Annotated in this window: 11 protein-coding genes and 1 pseudogene; 3 read left to right on the top strand and 9 right to left on the bottom strand. The window is 73.4% G+C overall.

The window, feature by feature from the left end; translation table 11 throughout:
• Positions 1–3: 3 nt before the first annotated feature.
• Positions 4–2,007 (top strand): glycosyltransferase family 2 protein, encoded by a 2,004-nt coding sequence (locus HYQ63_RS17435; protein WP_179934787.1) that lies wholly within the window; start codon positions 4–6, stop codon positions 2,005–2,007.
• 47 nt (positions 2,008–2,054) lie between these two features.
• On the opposite strand, the gene HYQ63_RS17430 is transcribed toward HYQ63_RS17435, so the two are convergent.
• The 3 genes from HYQ63_RS17430 to HYQ63_RS17420 all read right to left on the bottom strand — a co-directional run bounded on the left by HYQ63_RS17430 (position 2,055) and on the right by HYQ63_RS17420 (position 6,481).
• Positions 2,055–4,091, bottom strand: a complete 2,037-nt coding sequence (locus HYQ63_RS17430) for a glycosyltransferase (protein WP_179934786.1) — start codon at positions 4,089–4,091, stop codon at positions 2,055–2,057.
• Positions 4,092–4,116: 25 nt separating this feature from the next.
• On the bottom strand, positions 4,117–4,269 hold the full coding sequence (locus HYQ63_RS17425) for a hypothetical protein (RefSeq protein WP_179934785.1): 153 nt from the start codon (positions 4,267–4,269) through the stop codon (positions 4,117–4,119).
• 133 nt (positions 4,270–4,402) lie between these two features.
• A complete protein-coding gene (locus tag HYQ63_RS17420; RefSeq protein ID WP_179934784.1) occupies positions 4,403–6,481 on the bottom strand; it encodes a hypothetical protein in 2,079 nt (692 codons plus the stop codon).
• 141 nt (positions 6,482–6,622) lie between these two features.
• On the opposite strand from HYQ63_RS17420, the gene HYQ63_RS17415 reads away from it, so the two are divergent.
• Together HYQ63_RS17415 and HYQ63_RS17410 are read left to right on the top strand one after the other, a co-directional pair.
• Positions 6,623–7,633: a hypothetical protein gene (locus HYQ63_RS17415; RefSeq protein ID WP_179934783.1), complete on the top strand. Its 1,011-nt coding sequence runs from the start codon at positions 6,623–6,625 to the stop codon at positions 7,631–7,633.
• A 22-nt stretch (positions 7,634–7,655) separates the two neighbouring features.
• Positions 7,656–8,729: a serine hydrolase gene (locus HYQ63_RS17410; RefSeq protein WP_179934782.1), complete on the top strand. Its 1,074-nt coding sequence runs from the start codon at positions 7,656–7,658 to the stop codon at positions 8,727–8,729.
• Here HYQ63_RS17410 and HYQ63_RS17405 read toward each other — a convergent pair.
• The 6 genes and pseudogenes from HYQ63_RS17405 to HYQ63_RS46045 form a co-directional block, all read right to left on the bottom strand.
• A complete protein-coding gene (locus tag HYQ63_RS17405; protein WP_179934781.1) occupies positions 8,713–9,735 on the bottom strand; it encodes an FkbM family methyltransferase in 1,023 nt (340 codons plus the stop codon). The genes HYQ63_RS17410 and HYQ63_RS17405 overlap by 17 nt on opposite strands.
• On the bottom strand, positions 9,708–11,600 hold the full coding sequence (locus HYQ63_RS17400) for a stealth family protein (protein WP_179934780.1): 1,893 nt from the start codon (positions 11,598–11,600) through the stop codon (positions 9,708–9,710). Before HYQ63_RS17400 ends, HYQ63_RS17405 begins: the two co-directional genes overlap by 28 nt.
• An 824-nt stretch (positions 11,601–12,424) precedes the next feature.
• Positions 12,425–13,306 carry a carbohydrate ABC transporter permease gene (locus tag HYQ63_RS17395; protein ID WP_179934779.1) on the bottom strand — a complete coding sequence of 294 codons (882 nt, stop codon included), beginning with the start codon at positions 13,304–13,306 and terminating at the stop codon, positions 12,425–12,427.
• On the bottom strand, positions 13,303–14,676 hold the full coding sequence (locus tag HYQ63_RS17390; RefSeq protein ID WP_179934778.1) for a carbohydrate ABC transporter permease: 1,374 nt from the start codon (positions 14,674–14,676) through the stop codon (positions 13,303–13,305). The genes HYQ63_RS17395 and HYQ63_RS17390 overlap by 4 nt, the downstream gene beginning before the upstream one ends.
• Positions 14,677–14,700: 24 nt before the next feature.
• Positions 14,701–16,074, bottom strand: coding sequence for an ABC transporter substrate-binding protein (locus HYQ63_RS17385; RefSeq protein WP_179934777.1), 1,374 nt, complete (start codon positions 16,072–16,074; stop codon positions 14,701–14,703).
• Positions 16,075–16,340: 266 nt separating this feature from the next.
• Positions 16,341–18,167 (bottom strand): annotated as a pseudogene (locus tag HYQ63_RS46045) (FtsK/SpoIIIE domain-containing protein); the annotation flags it as partial.
• Between the last annotated feature and the right edge of the window lie 309 nt (positions 18,168–18,476).

Here is an 18,476-nt window from a genome sequence, read left to right as displayed (position 1 = left end):
GCCATGTCTGCGTCCGCAGTGTGCCCGCCGCGCGTCAGCGTGATCATTCCCGCCTACAACGCCATGCCGGAGCTGACCCGATCCGTCACCTCCGCGATGGACCAGACCCTCGGCCTGGACCGGATCGAGATCATCGCGGTGGACGACGGCTCGACCGACGGCACCGGCGAGGAGCTGGAGCGGCTCGCCCGCGCGTGCCCCGCACTGCACGTCGTCCACCAGGCGAACTCCGGCTGCGCGGGCAGCCCCCGCAACACCGGACTGGACCGCGCGCGGGGCGACTTCGTGTTCTTCCTCGACTCCGACGACTACCTGGGGCCGGACGCGCTGCGCCGCATGGTGGCCATGGCCGACGACAACGGCACCGACGTGGTGCTCGGCAGGATCGCCTCGGTGGGCGGACGCGCCGTGCCCCGGGCCGTCTTCTCGCACAACCAGCCGCGCACCGACATCTTCTCCTCCCACGCCTATCTGACCCTGGGCCCCTGGAAGCTCTTCCGGCGCTCCCTCATCGAGCGGCTGCGGCTGCGCTTCCCGCCCTACCGCAACTGTGAGGACAAGCCGTTCACCGCGGCCGCCTACCTCAACGCCTCCGGCATATCCGTCGTCGCCGACTACGACTGCTACTACGTCCGCTACCGCGAGAACCGCAGCAACCTCACCCTCACCGCGTCCGACCTCGCCCACCGCATGGACGGCATCCGGCTGTGCTTCGAGACCGTGGCCCGCTACCTCGAACCGGGCCCCCGACGGGACCAGATCATGCGCCGCCACGTCGAGTGGGAGCTGTGCGGCCCGCTGCGGGGGCTGCTGCCCCGCGAGAGCGAACGGGACGCGCGCGAGCGCTTCTTCCCCGAGTTCCGGGAGTGGGCGCGGACCTGGGTGACCGACACCATCTTCCAGCGGATCGACGCCCCGGACCGGCTCCTGGTCCATCTGCTGCGCACCGACCGCTTCGAGGACGTCCTGACGGTCGCGCGCAACGCCAAGGAGGACGCGGGCCGCGGCCATCTGGTCGACAAGGGCCGCGTCTACTGGCTCCACCCCTTCTTCCGCGACCACACCGCCGACGTCCCCGACGCCTGTTTCGACATCACGGACCGGCTGCCGGTCCGCCATCGCCTCGATACGGCGCGCTGGCACGGCGGAGTGCTGCGGCTGACCGGCCACGCCGCCATCGAAGGCATCGACGCGATCGATCCGGGCACCGACGTCATCCTGCGCGCGTACGAGTCCGACCGGCCCGAGGTCCGGGTGCCCACCACACCGCACCCGTCCGGTTTCACCGCCGACATCGACCCGGCCACCGCGGACGGCGGCGCACCGCTGGCACGCGGCCTGTGGAACATCTACCTCGACGTCCGCGCCCAGGGCGTCAGCCGCATCGTGCGGTTCGGCAGCCACCGCACAGAGGGAGCGCAGGACGGTGCCGTCCGGCCGCCCCGGCGCGCCGTCATGACGCCGCGGGGCGAACCCGTGGTGGTGGTCCCGTACATCACCCCGTACGGCAATCTCTCGCTCGACGTCGGCGAGGTCGCCCACGCCCCCTCCCGGGAGGCCCCCTGCCGGGTGACCCGGACCGCCTGGCACGGCGCCAGGAAGGGCGTCCTGATCGTCGGCGGGCGGCTGACCGGCGAGGCCGCCGCCCGCTCCCGCTACGGCGGGGCGCTGCGGCTGCGCGCCGAGAGCGGGACGGGCGCGGTGCGCGAGGTCGCGGCGCGGTTCGAACCGGGCGGCGCCTCCGGCGCCTTCACCGCCCGGCTGCCCGTCGGACGGCTGGCGGCGGGCCGCTGGACCCTGACGCTGGTCCTGGAGGGCCGCACCATCGTCGTGCCCTCTCTGGGGCGGCTGGCCGGGATCCGCTGGTTCCGCTTCGGCCGTCCGTACTACGCCAAACCGCTCACCTGGCGAGCGGCCCCGGCCCTCGCCCTGGAGGTGGCGCCCATCAAGGTCGCCGCCGGGGTGCGGCGCCGGTTGCGGCGGGCCCGGGCCCGTATCGGCGGGTGAGGGGCGGTCAGTTGCGGCCGCCGATGCGGTCGGTCAGATGCGGTCGGTCAGATGCGGCCGCCGAGGCGGTTGCGGACGGCGGCGAGGAGCCGCACGGGGGCGATGCGCAGCTCCAGGGTCGTCTCCCCGCGACCGGTGAGCGGCTTGGCGTAGTACGGACGGCCCCGGCGCAGCCAGCGGGTGCCGGGCAGCCGCGCGGGCGGCGGTACGGGCGCGGCGCGCGGCGGGCCGTCGCCGCGGCCGACGAGGGCGAGCGTCACCGTCCAGCGGCCCCGGCCCAGGTCGCGCACCGGCAGCCGGGCGGTGAACGCGCCCGCCGGGTGTCCCGCCGCGTACCGCACGGGGTGGTCCAGGACGCGGCCGTCGGTGTGCTCGGCCCGCAGCCGCAGCACCCGGTTGCGGGGCGGCGTGCCCGGCGGCAGCAGCCGCCCGGCGACGACCAGCGTGCCCTTGTCGGACGGATGCCACAGCGCCTCGGTCACCTCGCAGGGCGCGCCGCGCGGGGCCGGGCCGATGTCGAGGGAGAGATTGCCGTACGGGGTGGTGAAGTACGGCGTGACGCGGGCGCGTTGACCGGGGCCTGCGGCCACCACCCGGCGCGCGGTGCCGATGTCGAGCCCCTCGTCGTGGCGGTTGCCGAACCGTATGGTGCGGCTGACGCCCTGGGCGCGTACGTCGAGGAACACGTCCCAGACGCCGGGGCGCAGCGGGGCGCCGTCGTCGGCGGTGGCGATGTCGATGTCCGCCGCGAACTCCCGGTTCACCGTCCCGCCGACCGCCGCGTTTTCGTCTGCCGACTCCTCGTCCACCGCCGTGACCGGCACACACAGTTCGTCCTTGGCGTCGCGGTGGCGCAGCACCAGTTCCGTGCGGTCCTCGGGACCGGCGTCCAGGCCCTTGACCTCGGCCCGGCCGCGGACCCGCAGGGTGGAGCCGCCGTGCCAGGCCGCGCCGGTGAGGTGGTGGCGGACCGGCAGCCGGTCGGTGACGTCGAAGCAGTCGTCGGGGACGTCGGCCGCCGGGTCGCGGAAGAAGGGGTGCAGCCAGTACACGCGCCCCTTCTCGACCAGATGGCCGCGGCCCGCGTCCTCCTTGGCGGCGCGGATGACCGTCAGCAGATCGTCGAAGCGGCCGGTGCGCAGCAGGTGGACCATCAGCCGTTCGGGCGCGGTGAGGGTGCGGAAGAGCGCGTCCGAGCAGTGGTCGGTCGCCCAGCGGCGCAGCTCGGGGAGGAACCGCGTCCGCGCCTCCGTCTCGTCCTCGCGGGGCAGGGCGCGCAGCGCGCCGCACAGCTCCCGGCGGATGTGGCGCCGCATCACATGGTCGCGGCGCGGGCCGGGCTGGGTGTAGCGGGCGGCGGTCTGGAACAGCAGCCGGATGGCGTCGATGCGGTCGGTGAGGCCGGTGCGGGCGGGGTTCCGCGCGGCCGTCTCGCGGCGGGTGAGGTGGTAGCAGTCGTAGTCGGCGACGACGGAGATGGCGGAGGCGTTGAGGTAGGCGGCCGCGGTGAAGGGCTGGTCCTCGTCGGTGCGGCAGTCCTCCGGGAACCGCAGGTGGAACCGTTCGATGAGGGAGCGGCGGAACAGCTTCCAGGGGCCGAGCGTGGAGTAGGCGTGCGAGCCGACGACATCGGTGCGCAGCTGGTTGTGGCGGAACACCGCCCGGGGGACGCCGCGGCCGGTGGGGGAGGCCATCTTGCCGAGGACGACGTCGGTCCCGTTCTGGTCGGCCATGGCGACCATGCGGCGCAGCGCGTCGGGGCCCAGATGGCCGTCGGCGTCGAGGAAGAACACGTACTCGCCGCGGGCGAGGTCGAGTCCGGTGTTGCGGGGCCTGCCCGGACCGCCGCCGGGCTCCTGGTGGACGACCTTGAGCGCGGGGCAGTCGGCGGCCAGCCGGTCCAGCTCCGCGGCGGTGCCGTCCGTCGATCCGGCGTCGATCGCGATGATCTCCAGCCGGGCGATGCCTATGGTCTGCTCCATCGCGGAGGTGAGGGCACGGGTCAGGGCGGGCATGGCGTTGTGGGCGGGGACGATCACGCTGACGCGGGGGCGCGGGCCGGGGCGAGGGGTGCGCGGCAACATGCGGACTCCGTGGGTGAGATGGGGCTCAGGCGGCGTCGCCGGGGGGCGCGGACGGGCGGGTGCGGTGGGGGCCGCCGTGGCTGCCGCGGGTGCGGTCGGCAGCCCGTGCGTCTGCGGCCCATCTGCCGTCGGTGGGCGCCTGGGTGAGGCTGACGGCTATGACGTGCTGCGTTCCCATGATCGCTCCTGACTGCTGGGTGGCTGCTCATGGTCGGGGCCGGGGGTGAGGGACGGGTGTGGGTCGTACGGCCGGCGGGTGACGGACCAGCGTCCGGGGTGCCCCGGTTCGACGTACGGCACGGCCGACCCGTTCACTTCGCGGGCGGCGGCGCGGAAGGAGCGCACGGGCACGGTGCGGTCGCCGGATGCGCATCGGATGCTCCCTCGGCTCCCTCGGCTCCCTCGCGGATCGTCTGGAGTTCGCGCAGCCGGATGAGCGCCTCGCCCTTCGCGGCGAGCGCGTCGACCGCCTCGTTGAAGCGCTGGAGGGACGGCGGGGCCGTGGGGCCGAGCAGATACGCCCTCAGCTCGTGGCGGGCGGCGCGCAACGTGTCCCGGTCGGGCTCGAACAGCAGCCGCACGAGGTCCTCCACCTCGGTGGCCTCCGGGCCGAGCAGGTAGGCGGCGCGGGCCACGGTGTGCTGCCGCCGGAACTCCTGCGCGTCGAGCCCCGCCGCATCGGTGAGGGCGTACGGCTTGAGGGTGGCGATGAAGTCCGCGACCACGCCGGAGAGGTCACCGATCAGCAGATCCGCCTGGTCGAAACAGGAGTGGAGCGCCGGGGTGTCCGCCTCCACCACCTGGTGCAGCCAGGGCGGCGAGGCCGCCCAGTGCGCCCGGTGCCACTGCTCGCCCAGCTCCCCGGCCTCGGCCACCGCCGCCGGATCGGGCGCGGCGCTGTCGCGGGTGAGCATGGCCTCGTCGGCGTAGGCCGGGCGCAGCCGTGCGTGAAGCGCGGCGATACGTCGCGTCAGCTCGGCCCGGCAGCGGGCGGCCTCGGCGCGCAGCGCCCCGGCCTCCTCGGGCTCGTCCGCCGCCTGCCCTGCCCGCCGCTCGTTCGCCGCGCCGACCAGGGCGACGATGCGCCGGTGCGCGGCCGACCGGCGGTCGGTTGCGGGGTGCGGCCGGTAGAGGACCCGGACCGGCGGCTCGCTCTCCAGCAGCCGCCGTACGAGCGTCTCGCCTTGGCCCGCGGGCGAGGCGGGGCCCGGCGCGTACAGCACGGTGGGGAGGGGCACGTCGTCGTCCTCCTGGACCCGGAGGCCGTCCAGCTGCGGCCGCCCCACCTCCACGATGTCCCCGTCCTCGACCCCGACCGCCGCCTCCGCATACCGCTGCCGCCCGGCCCGGCCCGCGACCCACACCTGGTCGTAGACCTTGCTGTACGGATCGACTCCGGCGGCCGAGTCGTCGTCGCCATGACCGTCGCCATGGTCCAGGAACACGTGCTGCATGGTGGGGACGCGCAGCAGATGGATGTTCTCGCCGACGTTCGCCGGATAGAGCGCGACCCGCACACTGCCGAGATCCAGCCTCCGCAGATGCGTCCCGTCCGGCACGCACAGCACCGGCAGCGCGGTCGGCGCCAGCACCTCCAGCAGATGCCGCTCCCGCACGATCACCAGCGCCGGGGCGCGCAGCGCGGCCACCGTCTCGAGCCACATGGTGACCTGGTACGCGGACGCCCGCGGGCCCGAGAAGTAGAGCACCGTCTCCGGCCGGTGCCGGACCAGCCAGGCGTTCACCTCGCCCAGCACCCGCGCCGGGCCCGGCAGCCGGAGCGCCCCGACGAGGTACGGCAGCAGCGCCAGCACCGTCACCGCACACCCCCCGGCCGCCGCGGTCAACCCCGCCACCACCCAGCGGGCGTCCCCGGTGACCAGCGTCGCCCCCAGCCCGCCCAGCGCCGCCACCTCGTACGCCAGCATCCGCAGCCCCGGCCACTCGGTCAGCCGCCGCGGCGGCCGGTCGCTGATGCCCAGCCGGCGCAGATCGATATGGCGCGCCGCGACCGCGAGCCGCCGCCGACGCCGGATCAGCGTGCATATCGCGGCATGCAGCGCCTGGCCGCCCAGCAGACACAGCACCAGCGCCATCGCCGACGCCAGCCCGACCGGACCGGTCACATGCATCCGCCCGAGCAGCAGAAGCAGCAGCACACACCGCAACTCGAAACGCAGTGTCTCCCCGACATGCAGCCGCCCCAGACGCCCCATCAACCCCGGCGCAGTGCGCTGCATCACCAGATCACCCCCGACCCCCACCACCCCCGCCCCCACGAACACCCCACCCACCCCCGTGACGGCGGTCCCCGCCATCACCCCCATCCCCCCGGCCATCACGGCGAACGCCGCGAGACCGCGGGAACTCCGGACACCGAGGCGATTCATGGCGCGTGCCCTTCGCGGCGGATACGTCGTACTGACTGAACCCTAGGCGACTCGCCGGATATGCGCCCTTTTGTCGCCACCGAAGGAGTACGCACGCCCCCGGCCCTTGCTGATGCCGACCCCATGGGAGGCTCTGTTCGCATGACGCGCACGACGCCCGAGCGGCCGGTCGATATCGAAGCGATGTTTCCGGAACTCGCCGAATACCGCAGGACGACGACTCGTCTGCACCCTCGGCCGGGCTCCCCGGAGCCGCATAAGAGTTCGGTGGCGGGGCCGCTCCTCTGGCCCGCCGACGAGCCGTGGCCCATGTGCGAGGCCGTCCATGAGAAGGGCCGCGGGGAGCTGCTGTCCGACGTACGGCTGGAGCGCCGGATCCTCGACGAGGCGTGGCGGAGGGACTCGCCGCGTGGGCCGTCGGAGGCGGAACGCGCAACGCTCGCCGGTCTTGTGGAGGGCCTCCACCTCCCGGACCTGCGGGACGACGACCCGATCCCCCTGCTTGCCGCGGCCCAGCTGTTCACCCGGGACGTCCCGGACCTGACCGGCCCCGAAGGATGCGATCTGCTCCAGGTCTTCTGGTGCCCGTTCGAGGTCCACGGCACAGATCGGACCATGGATGTGGTGCTGAAATGGCGGCGGTCGCAGGAGGTGGGGGACATCCTCACGGACAACCCGGAGCCAGCCGTCGTGGGACGGGCGGAATGTGTGCCGAATCCCTGCGTGCTCCATCCGGAACAGGTCGTTGAGCACGAGTGGCCCGAACTGTTGAGCGAGGGCGTGCAGGAGAGGATCGACGCCTGGGAGGAGGACCTCATCGACGCGGCCGCGGAAGAGGACGCGTACGAACTCACCTATACGCACGACCTGTCCATCGCGCCGGGCTGGAAGGTCGGCGGCTTCGCCCGGTGGGGGCTCACCGGCCCGGCCCGGATCGACTGCTCCTGCGGGGCACCCATGCGTCCTCTGCTGACCGTCAGTGACCAGGAATGGGACTGGGGTTCGCTGACGTGGGTGCCTCTTGAGGACCGGGAAGTCGTGGACGCGATGGGGGCGAACGACCCCACCGGCGTATACGTCGGGCGCGGTCAGATGCGCATCTTCACTTGCCCTGTTGACCCCACACACCCTCACCAGATCAACTTCCAGTAATCGGCGATACGGGAGCGGGGATATGGACGAGGCGGGCGGGTTCGGGGATCCGTGGGAGGGCGTGGACGCCGGGGGTGTGGCGGAGGCTGCTCGGCGGCAGGGGGAGCGGTCGGTGCCCGGGGTGGGGGACATGGCGGCGTATCTCGACGCGCAGGTGGCCGACGCCTCCCATCGGGAGGTCATCGGGCCGTTGCTGGACGGCGGGGGCGCGAGTGGGGTCGTCGTGCGGCGGGGTGTGGTGATCGCGTCGTGGGGGGATCCGGCGCGGGTGGAGATGGCGTACAGCGCCACGAAGAGCGTGCTGGCGCTGGTGGCGGGCGTTGCTCATGACGACGGGTTGCTGGAGCTGGACGAGCCGGTTCGTGCGCGGGTCGGGCTGCCGCAGTTCGACGGGGTCCATGGGCGGGCCGTCACCTGGCGTCATCTGCTGGACCAGACGAGCCAGTGGGAGGGCGAGCTGTGGGGCAAGCCGACGTCGGTCGACGCGCAGAGCACGCGGGAGGGCACCGAGTCGGCGGGTGGGCCGCCCGGTGAGGGGTGGGCGTACAACGACGTCCGGGTGAATCTGACCGCCCTCGCGCTCACGGTCCTGTTCCGCCGGGCGTTGCCGGAAGTGCTGCGGGAGCGCGTCATGGCGCCGATCGGGGCGTCGGCGTCCTGGTCCTGGCACGGCTACGCCGACGCGTTCGTGGACCTCGACGGCAGCCGGGTGCCGGTGGTCTCCGGCGGCGCCCACTGGGGCGGCGGGCTGTGGATCAACGCGCTCGACCTGGCCCGCCTCGGGCAGCTGTGCCTGCGCGGCGGGCGCTGGGGGCACACCCAGGTCGTCTCCGCCCGCTGGATCGAGCAGATGTGGACGCCGTGCCGGGTCAAGCCGAACTACGGGCTGTCCTGGTGGCTCAACGACCACCGCACGGTATGGCCGACCGCCCCGGCGACCGGGCGTTGCGCCCGCGGCAACGGGGGCGGCCACCTGCTGTGGGTCGACCCGGCCCGGGACCTGGTCATCAGCTCCCGCTGGGGTGCCCAAGTGGAGAGCCTTCTCGCCGAGGTGTCGCGGGCGGTCGAACCCGCGCCGGTCAGCGCGTCGGCGTGAGGGGCGGGGCGGCCGTGGGGAAGGCGCGGCGGGCGAGGGCCGCGGCGGTGGTCAGGCGGGTGAGGGCGGGGCGGAGGGTGCGCGGGCGGTAGGGGGCGTTCCAGGCGTGGGGGAAGGACGCCTTGTCGGGGGTGAGGAGGTTCGTCGTCTCGTCGCAGGCCAGGATCGCGATCAGCCAGCGGCGTACGGCGCGGTGGAAGGCGGGGGTGAGGGGGCGGGGGGCGAGGAGCCAGTCGCGGGACTGGGCGCTGACCGCCTGCTCGTAGGTGGTCTCGTGGTAGCGCTGCCAGGGGGACTCCGGGGTGATCGGGTGCAGTCCGTAGTCCATGGCGGTGAGGGGGGCCAGGGCGGTGCGGAGGGTGCCGTGGTCGGCGCTGGGGAGGAGTTCGCAGACGATCCAGGGGCGGTGGCGGCGGATGGTGGCGAGGGCGCCGGTCAGGACGTCCGCCTCGTAGGTCTCGACGTCGACCTTGATGAGGTGGGGGACGAGGCCGCGGTCCTCGGTGAAGGCGTCCACCGTGGTGACCGGCACGGTCACCGATTCGGTGTGCTTGCGGTGGGCCGGGTTGAGGGAGTTCGAGGACTCCGACTTGTGGGAGAAGTACAGCTCCGCGGTGCCGGGTTCGGAGGAGAGCGCGGTCTGCTGCACCTCGTAGTCGAGGGCGTTGCAGTGGCGGATGCGGCGGCAGAGGGCGGCGGTCTGCGGGGTGGGTTCGAAGGCGATGGTGTGCGGGCCGCCGGGCCGCCGCCCGTAGACCGCGTCGACCAGGGCCGAGTACAGCCCGATGTGCGCCCCGATGTCGTACACCGCGCCGCCCGCCGGGGCCTGTCCGGCGAGGGCCAGCAGGGTGGCCTGGGTGGTGGGTTCGTAGCCCGCCAGGCCGGAGCGGCGCAACTGCCGCTGGACCGCGGTCTGTTTGCGGCTGAGCACATTGAGCGCGCGGGGGTACGGGCCGCTGGAGGCCAGGACGTCCGGGTTCAGCGGGAGGGTGATGGCGAGGGGCATGGCTGCCGCGGCTCCTGTCGGGTGACGGCCCGCTCCAGCGGGCTGGGGACGGGGAAGTAGGCGTCGAGGAAGGGGCCGAGCAGGGCCAGTTGACCGGCCAGGTCGTGCTCGGAGGAGACCGTGTCGTTGAGGCAGAACGCCTGGCAGTGGCGCGACCGCAGCAGTCTCGCGAGCCGGCCCGGGATGGTGGGCCGGGCGAGGTCGAAGTAGTCGTAGCGCAGCTGGGCCGGGACCGCGCGGCCGGTGAGGAACGCGTAGTAGTGGTGCAGCGAGGACGGTAGGGAGACGTCCGAGGTGGAACGCACCCGGTTGGCCATGGTGGCGCGGATCGGTTCCGGGAACTCCCGCTCGATCTCGGCGAGGACGCTGGTGCGCACGGCGTGCGGGGTGTGCTTCATCTTCTGGGTGACGGTCGCCCCGAACCGGCCCTCCAGCAGCCGCCGGTTGTTCTTGCCCGCCGCCGATACGGGGACGTCCAGCTGGTCGGCGGGGGCCAGCGGGATCAGCGCGCGGGAGGGGAAGAACTTGGTGACGCCGTTGGCGAGGAAGAAGTCCTGCGGGGTGACGGGCGAGCCGAGGAAGACGTCGTCGTTGAAGTAGAGGAAGTGTTCGGCGAGGCCCTTGATGTGGTGCAGCCGGGTCTCGATGGCGTGCGAGTTGAAGGTGGGCAGCACCGTCGGGTCGTCGAAGATCTCCTGGTGGTCGACGACGGTGATGCCGGGGTGGTCGAGCGCGAGCCAGTCGGGCACCTGGCGGTCCGTCACGATGTAGATGTGGCGCACCCAGGGGGCGTAGAGGTGGAGCGAGCGCAGGGAGTAGCGCAGCTCGTCGCGGTTGGCGTAGCGGGCGGCGTTGGCGGCCTGCTCGTGGTAGCCCGCCGCCTCCTCCGTGTTGGTCACGGCGGCGCGCCGCCGCTGCCACTGCGGGTCCGAGCCGTCGACCCAGGTGTAGACGACGTCGATGGGGAAACGGACCTCGTCCGGCAGCCGGGTGGTGAACTCGGGGCGCGTACGGACGAGGGGGCCCGGGGACCAGCCCTCGGCCGGGGCGAGCCGGGTGAACACGTGGTCCGGCGCGCGGACGGCGTCGCCCGCGAGCGGTACGGAGGCGGTCGTGCGGTTGGGGCGGGGGGCGTGGAGGAGGGGCGCGCGGTCGGGGGCCGTCGGGCCGTCCGCTGTGCCGTCCGCCGGGGCGCGGTCCCAGAACTCGATGTCGCAGCCGTGCGACGAGCCCAGGACCAGGTCCCCGCGCGGGGTGGTGTGGAAGCGGGTGAAGCGGACGACGGGCGCGGCGGCCAGGGCGCGCCAGGCGCGGGGCGTGGCGCCGAGGCGCATCGGGCCCGCCCCGCCCTTCCGGTGCGGGGGCAGCGAGACGTAGCCCGCCTCGCGTTCGCACAGCGCGCCGAGCGCGGTCACCACCGCGGCCCGTTGGTCCGCCCGTACGCCCACGGCGGAGGCGACGTTGCTGTAGCAGCGGACGACGAAGTGGTCGAGCCGCGCCCGGTCCAGCGCCTCGCACACCAGCCGCAGGTTCTCGGCGCGCGCGAACAGCGGGGTGGGCGTGCTGACGACGGTCGCGATCCGGGTGCCGCGGTCGTCGGCGATCACCATGCGGTCCGGTGCGGACAGCAGCCCCGTACGCACCAGCCGCCCCAGCCGCCGCCGCGCCCAGCGCAGCCGTAGCGCACCGGAGGTGAGGGACAGCCGACCCAGCCCGTGCAGGGCCGCGCGGCGCAGCTCGACGCCGGTCATGGCGATGACCGCGCGCCGGATCCGCAGCGGGACCGTACGCCGGTAGCCGCGCACCAGGGGCGGATCGGCGAGCCACGGGGGGCGGGGGGCGGCGGGCGGTGCGGTGAGGGGCATCGTGCGTCCTGGGGCGGGCGGCGCGGGATGGGTGGTTCCTCACACCATCATCTGAACGCCTCCCGGATGACGCGGCGGCATGGCGGGCCACCCCCCAAAGTGCCCCCGTTCGGCCCAGCGGGTCCCGGCGGCCTGAGTTTCCCCACCCCGCCCCTCCCCGACCCCGGGGCTCCGCCCCGGACCCCGGCCCCGGGCGGCCTGCGGCCGCGGCGCGGGCCGGGGGCGGACCGGCATGGGGCCTGCCGACCTCCGGTGCGGGCCTGCGGGCCCGTGCCCCGGGCCCGTGCCCCGGGCCCGTGCCCCGGGCCCGTGCCCCGGGCCCGTGCCCCGGGCCCGGGTGGCCCGGCTCCCGGGGGGTGTCTTGTCGATCAGGCCGGAGGAGCGAGCGGTGTCTGGTGCAGGGGGCACCTCCCAGCGGTAGCTGGGGGAGGCGCGGAGTGCGACGAGCGCGGGGCCGCGAGGTGCCGTGCCAGTTGTCGGGAGCCCGGCATGATCGGCAAGACACCGCGCTGGCCCCGGGCCCCGGTCGCGCGGGGCCGGACTGTTGCGGGGTTGCGGAGGTGGCTGTTCCCCGCGGGGACGGCTACGGCCCGTGAGGTCCGGGCCGGGCGCCCGACCCCGGCCCGGAGCCCGGCCCCGGCCGGGCGCCCGGCACGTAAGCCCGCGCCCGTCCCGGCAACGGCCGGGCCCGCGGGCAACTCGGGGCCCCGGGCCCGCCCCGGGGTCCGGGGCGGAGCCCCGGTTTCGGGAAGGGGCGGGATGGGGGAATCCCCCCGGGGCACCCAGCCCGGGCCGCGGCCCCGGTCGGCACCCGGGGGGAGGGGCTACTTCACCGCGCCTGCCATCACGCCTGCCACGAACTGCCGCTGGAAGGCGAAGAAGACGGCCAGCGGGATGATCATCGAGACGAACGCGCCGGGGCCCAGGATGTCGATGTTGTTGCCGAACTGCCGGACCTGCTGCTGGAGCGCCACCGTGATCGGCGGGTTGCCGCTGTCCGCGAAGATCAGGGCGACCAGCATGTCGTTCCAGACCCAGAGGAACTGGAAGATGCCGAGCGAGGCGATCGCCGGGGCGCCCAGCGGCATGACGACGCGGAAGAACAGCCGCAGCTCGCCCGCGCCGTCCAGGCGGGCCGCCTCCAGCAGCTCCCGGGGGATCTCGGCGAAGAAGTTCCGCAGCAGGAAGACGGCGAAGGGCATGCCGAAGGCGGTGTGGAAGAGCACGACGCCGGTCGTGGTCTGGAAGATGCCGATCTCGCCGAAGAGCTTGGCGACCGGGATCAGGGCGACCTGGACCGGGACGACCAGCAGGCTGACGACGATCAGGAACCACCAGTCGCGGCCGGGGAAGTCCATCCAGGCGAAGGCGTACCCGGCCAGCGCGCCGAAGATGACCACCAACACGGTCGCCGGGATGGTGATGGCGAGGGTGGTCCACAGCGAGTCGGTGATCTGCTGGTTGCTCAGGAGCTTGTCGTACGCGTCGAAGGTCAGCTGCGACGGGTCGCTGAAGACCTTCCACCACCCCGAGATGTCCACCTGCGACGGGTCGCGCAGGGAGGACAGCAGCAGCCCCGCCGTCGGCATCAGCCAGAAGAGCCCGATGAGGACGAGGACGACCTGCACCACCCCGCCCCCGGCCCGTTCCGCGATCCGCCCGACCAGGGACCGCTTCGCCTGTACGACCGTGTCCGCGCTGGTCATCGGCGGCTCTCCCTTCGAATCCGGCGGATGTTGATGAACATGACGGGCAGGACCAGCAACAGCAGCAGCACGGCGATCGCGCTGCCGAGGCCCTGGTTGACGTCGGTCCCGAAGGACGACTGGAAGAGCTGGAGCGCGAGGACGTTGGCGTCGTCCTGCGAGGGACCCGGCGCGATGATGTAGATCAGGTCGAAGATCTTCATCACGTTGATCATCAGCGTGACGACGACGACCGAGAGCACCGGCGCCAGCAGCGGCACGGTGACCCGCCGGAAGACCTGCCACTCGTTGGCGCCGTCCATCCGCGCGGCCTCCATCAGCTCACGCGGTACGCCCGCGAGCCCCGCCGCGATGAGCACCATGGCGAAGCCCGCCCAGATCCAGACGTACGAACCGATGATGGCGGGGGTGACGAGGGACGGGCCGAGCCAGTCGATGCCGTTGTACGGCGCGGAGAAGTTCCAGGCGGGCAGCCGCAGCTGGGCGCCCTCGGCCTTGGCGGGGAGGGTGTACGTACCGTCCGCGGCCGACGTCGTCTTCGCGACGACCTTGCCGTCCTTGACCGCCTCGATCTTGAGGTCGGCCATCGCCTTCTCGCCCTTGTCGAGGGCGCCTTCCTTGCCCAGCCCGCCCTTGGTGAAGTCGAACCAGACGGTGCCGGTGACCTTCCCGGGCTCGGGCCGTGCGGCCCGGGCGTCCTGCGCGCCGCTGATGTCGTCGCGCTTGGCGGCGACCAGCGGGATCGAGGCGGGGGATCCGGCGCGGACGGTGTCCTGGGTGGTGAAGGAGCCGTTGGAGGACTCCGTCAGCCCGGCGGTCGGGCGCGGATGGGCGCCGGGGAAGGGCGGCGAGGCGCTGAACGAGTCATGCACGCCCACCCACATGGCGTTGGCCACGCCCTTGTCCGGGTCCTGTTCGTACACCAGCCGGAAGATGATGCCCGCGGCCAGCATCGAGATCGCCATCGGCATGAAGACGATCAGCTTGAACGCGGTGGCCCAGCGCACCCGCTCGGTGAGCACGGCGAAGATCAGGCCGAGCGCGGTGGAGATGGTCGGCGCGAGGATCAGCCAGATGATGTTGTTCTTGATCGCCGTTGTGGTGGCGTCGTCGGAGAACATCTCCGTGTAGTTGTCCAGGCCGACGAAGCCGTTGCCGCTGGCGTCGAAGAAGCTGCGGTAGACGGAGTAGCCGATCGGATAGACGACGAGCGCGCCGAGCAGCGCCAGCGCGGGCAGCAGGAACACCGCCGCCAGCCAGGGCCGGGTGCCCAGGACGCTCTTCCTCTTCTTGGAGATGCGCGGTGTGGCGGGTGGGGCGGACGACGCCCGGCCAGGTGTGGCCGCGCCGCCCGCAGTCGCGGTCGACATGATGTGGATCTCCCGGTCGAGTCGTCAGTTCTTGTACGCCTTGGCGGCATCGGCTTCCAACTGGCGCTGGATTCCTTCCACGTTCCTCGGGTTCTTGAGGAAGTCCTGGAGCGCTTTCCATTCGCCCTGGGCGGGCTTTCCGCCGAAGGAGGCCGGGGCCTGGTCGGACATGTCGAACCGGAAGTCATTGCCCGCCGCGATGAGCGCCTTGGCGATGTCGCGCATCGGGTCGTTGGGATACGCGCTGAATTTGACGTTCTTGTTGGCCGAGATGAACCCGCCGGACTGGGCCCAGATGGTCGCGGCGTCGGGCGAGGCCAGGAACGTCAGCAGCGCCTGCGCGGCCTTGCTGTTCTTCAGCGCCACGCCCACGTCGCCGCCGGTCACCACCGGTGGCTTGGCGCCCACCGCCGGGAACGGGAACACCTTCGCGTCCCCGCCGAGTTCCGCGCCCGCGTCCGCGACGTTGGCGGCGACGAAGTCGGCCTCGAAGACCATGCCCGCGTCGGGCTCGGCGGCATTGCCGAACGCCTTGGTGACCGAATCCGGGAACGCGGTCTGGAGCGCGCCGCTCCGGCCGCCCGCGACCAGGCCCTTGGCGCCCCACAGCTGGGCGAGCGTTTCCAGCGCCTTCTTGACGGACGGGTCGGTCCATTTGATTTTGTGCTGGGCGAGCTGGTCGTACTTCTTCGGCCCCGCCTGGGAGAGGTAGACGTTCTCGAACCAGTCGGTCAGCGTCCAGCCGTCCTGGCCGCCGACCGCGACCGCGTCGGTGCCGGAATCCGAGATCAGCTGGGCCTGGGCCAGGAATTCCTTCCAGGTCTCCGGCTCCTTCGCACCCGCATAGTCGAAGGCCGAGGTGTTGTACCAGATCAGGGACTTGTTGCTGGCCTTGAAATACACCCCGTACTGCTTGCCGTCGTACGAGCCGAGATCCTGCCAGCCCTTGGCGAAGTTCTTGTTCACCTCCGCCTTGGCGGCGGCGTCGAGCGGTTTCGCCCAGCCCTTCTGCGCGAATTCGCGCATGACCCCGACCTGGCCGACCATCGCCACGTCCGGCGGCGAGCCGCCCGCGATCTTCGAACCGACGAAGCCCGCCATGTCGTCACCGCTGGGCACGAAGGAGACCTTGGCGCCGGTGCGCTTTTCGAACTCCTTCAGCACCTTGGTGAAGTTCTCCTGCTCGGTGCCCGTCCAGACGGCGGTGACCTGGAGCTTCTGGCCCTTGAGGCTGGGCAGCTTCACGGTGACCGGCGGCGGGCCGCCGCTGACCGTGTCCCCGTCGCCGCTGCCGCAGCCCGCGGCGCCGACCATGAGCGCTCCCGCCGATGCCGCGGCCAGCGCGGCTCGTGCGGTTCGCTTCTTCCGCTTCCTGTTCCTGCGAAGCGATTTCTGCATCCCCGTTTCCCTCCGATGCCGACCGCCTCGCGCGCGGCCGTGTCCCGTGCGACAGTCCTACGCCCGGTCACCCAACGTGGCAATACTGTTTTCGGCGTTCACTCACGGTCGTGACCGGGCCGTGATGAACACCGAAACGCCAAGGGGGAGCGGAACGGACAGATCCGTAATCGGTTAAAGCGTCAATGAAACGGCGGGGCGGGTGGACGGCCATGGTGCGGGCGGGCCGTGGTGCGGCCCGCCCGCCCCGGTCGTCCGTACGACGGTCAGATCAGCGCGGGCGCGGTCGGCGCGTCCGCCGACTGCGCGGCGCGCTGGAGCGCGCTGGCGAGCAGCGCCAGATCCGTCGGCCCGTTGCCCAGCTCGCGCAGCGGGCGGCGGGCCGGGGGATCGCCCATCCGCTCCCACTCCAGCGGTACGACCGTCGGCCGCTGGGTCGCGGTGCGCGGTATCCGCCCGGTAACCCGGCCCGCCTGGAACGGGGTCGCCGCGGCGTCGTCGGGCCGCAGCAGACGGCCACGGCCGGGAGCGTGCTCACCGCCGGACTCGGCGGACGCATCCGAGGTGTGGGGCTCCGCCTCCGGCCGCTCGGACGAGGCCGGGCCCAGCGGACGGGGCTCCAGGACGATCCGCAGCCCGGCCCGCTCGACCGCCGCCGTATCCGCCGTACGGTCCGGGCGGCCGGACGCCGCCACCAGATGGACGCCGAGATGGGCGCCGTCCCGGGCGATCGCCTCCAGCGCGCGCACCACCGAACCGGCCGCCGGGCGGCCGGGGCTGCCGAGGGCCGGGGCCACCAGCGCGTCGAAGTCGTCGACGAGGACGACGAGGCGGGGGAAGGGGCGCGGTGCGGCCGGTTGATCGCTGTCGTCGTGCTGGCGGCCGCGCTGGGGGCGCAGCTTCAGCGTCGTACTGGGCGGCGGGTCGATGTCGCCGGGGGAACGGGGCGAGATCACCCGCGGGGGAGCGCCGCCGGGCGCGCCCGTACCCTCCCGGAGCCGGGTGTGCCAGGTGACGAAGTCCAGTCGGCCCAGCAGCTCGGCCCGGCGCTTCAGCTCCGAGCTCAGCGCCTGCGCGAACTCCCGCATCCGCACCGGGTCGGAGGCCGCCAGATACGTCGACACGTGCGGCAGATCCGTGCACACCCGCAGACCCTCGCCGCGCTCTGCGCCGCCGCTCGCCCCCGCGCCGTCGAGGAGCACCAGCTCCAGCCGGTCGGGTCGTTCGGCGGCGGCGAGCGAGGCGGCCAGCGACCGCAGCAGCTCCGTCTTGCCGGTGCCCGGCCCGCCGTCGATCAGCAGATGCGGGCCGTCGGCGGCCAGATCGACGGCGACCGGTCCGCGCGGCCCGGCACCCAGCACCGCGAGCGCCCGGCCGCCCGCCGGAACCTCGTCCGCGGCGGCCGCCCAACGCGCCATCAGCGAGGCGGGGGTGGCCCGGGCGAGCCCCAACTCGTCCAGGAGACGGGCCGAGTCGGGCAGCGGCGCCGACACCTGGCGCCCGGGGCCGCCCTCGTCGCCGTGGGTGGAAGCGGCGGGACGCAGGGGCGCGAGCGCCCGCGCGAACCGCTCGGCCCACGCCCCCGACACCGCGTCAACGGTGGCCGCCGTGGTGGCCCCGGCCACCCACATGGGGACGCCCGCGCCGCCGGTGGCGGCATCCCGGCGCACGATCTGCAACCCGGTGGCCACATCGCCGCTCAGCAACGCCGCCACCTCGCACGACGCGAACGCCGCGGAGCCCGCGCACGCCGTCTCGTAACTCACCGACAGCGGTGAGGCGGGCGACGCCGCCGGGGCCTCGGCCAGACACAGCAGATGGATCCCCGCCCCCGGACCGCCGGCCGCCAGCCGCGCGAGCGTCTCGCGCAGCGCGGGCGGGCCCGGATCGCCGTCCACGATCACCACGGTGTACGGCCCGGCCGGGCCCGCCGCGGCGCCCGCGGCGGTGTCGTCCAGCCGCCGCGTCAGCTCCGCCGTACGGGCCGTCACCTGCTCGGCGTCGTACGCCAGCAGCAGCCGGCAGTCCTGCCCGCGCAACGGCTGAAGCTGCGGCAGCCAGCCCAGCCAGGACCACTCGGCGGGCCGGTCCTCGGTGCTGAGCAGCACGATCTCCAGCGTGCCCGGGGAGTGCAGCGCCGCGAGCTGCGCCACGACGGACCGGGCGAGCCCGGCCAGCCGCCCGCGCGGCCCCGCGAGCCCCAGCGAACCCGCCTGCCGCAGATCCACCGTCACCGGCGCGGCGGGCAGCAACCCGCCCGCGCCCGAAAGCCGGTCGGCGGAGCCGAGCCGCACGGTGAGCGCGTCCGGGTGGCCCGGCCCGCGCTCCCACAGCCGCGGCCCCGGCCCCAGCGCCGTCATCAGCACGGCTGCGGGGTCCGGCCACCGCCGGTGCAGCGCGGC

It is taken from the genome of Streptomyces sp. Rer75, from assembly GCF_013414305.1.
GTDB lineage: Bacteria > Actinomycetota > Actinomycetes > Streptomycetales > Streptomycetaceae > Streptomyces > Streptomyces himastatinicus.
Note: the sequence above shows the minus strand (reverse complement) of the source record. Positions and strands in the feature narration are given on the sequence as shown.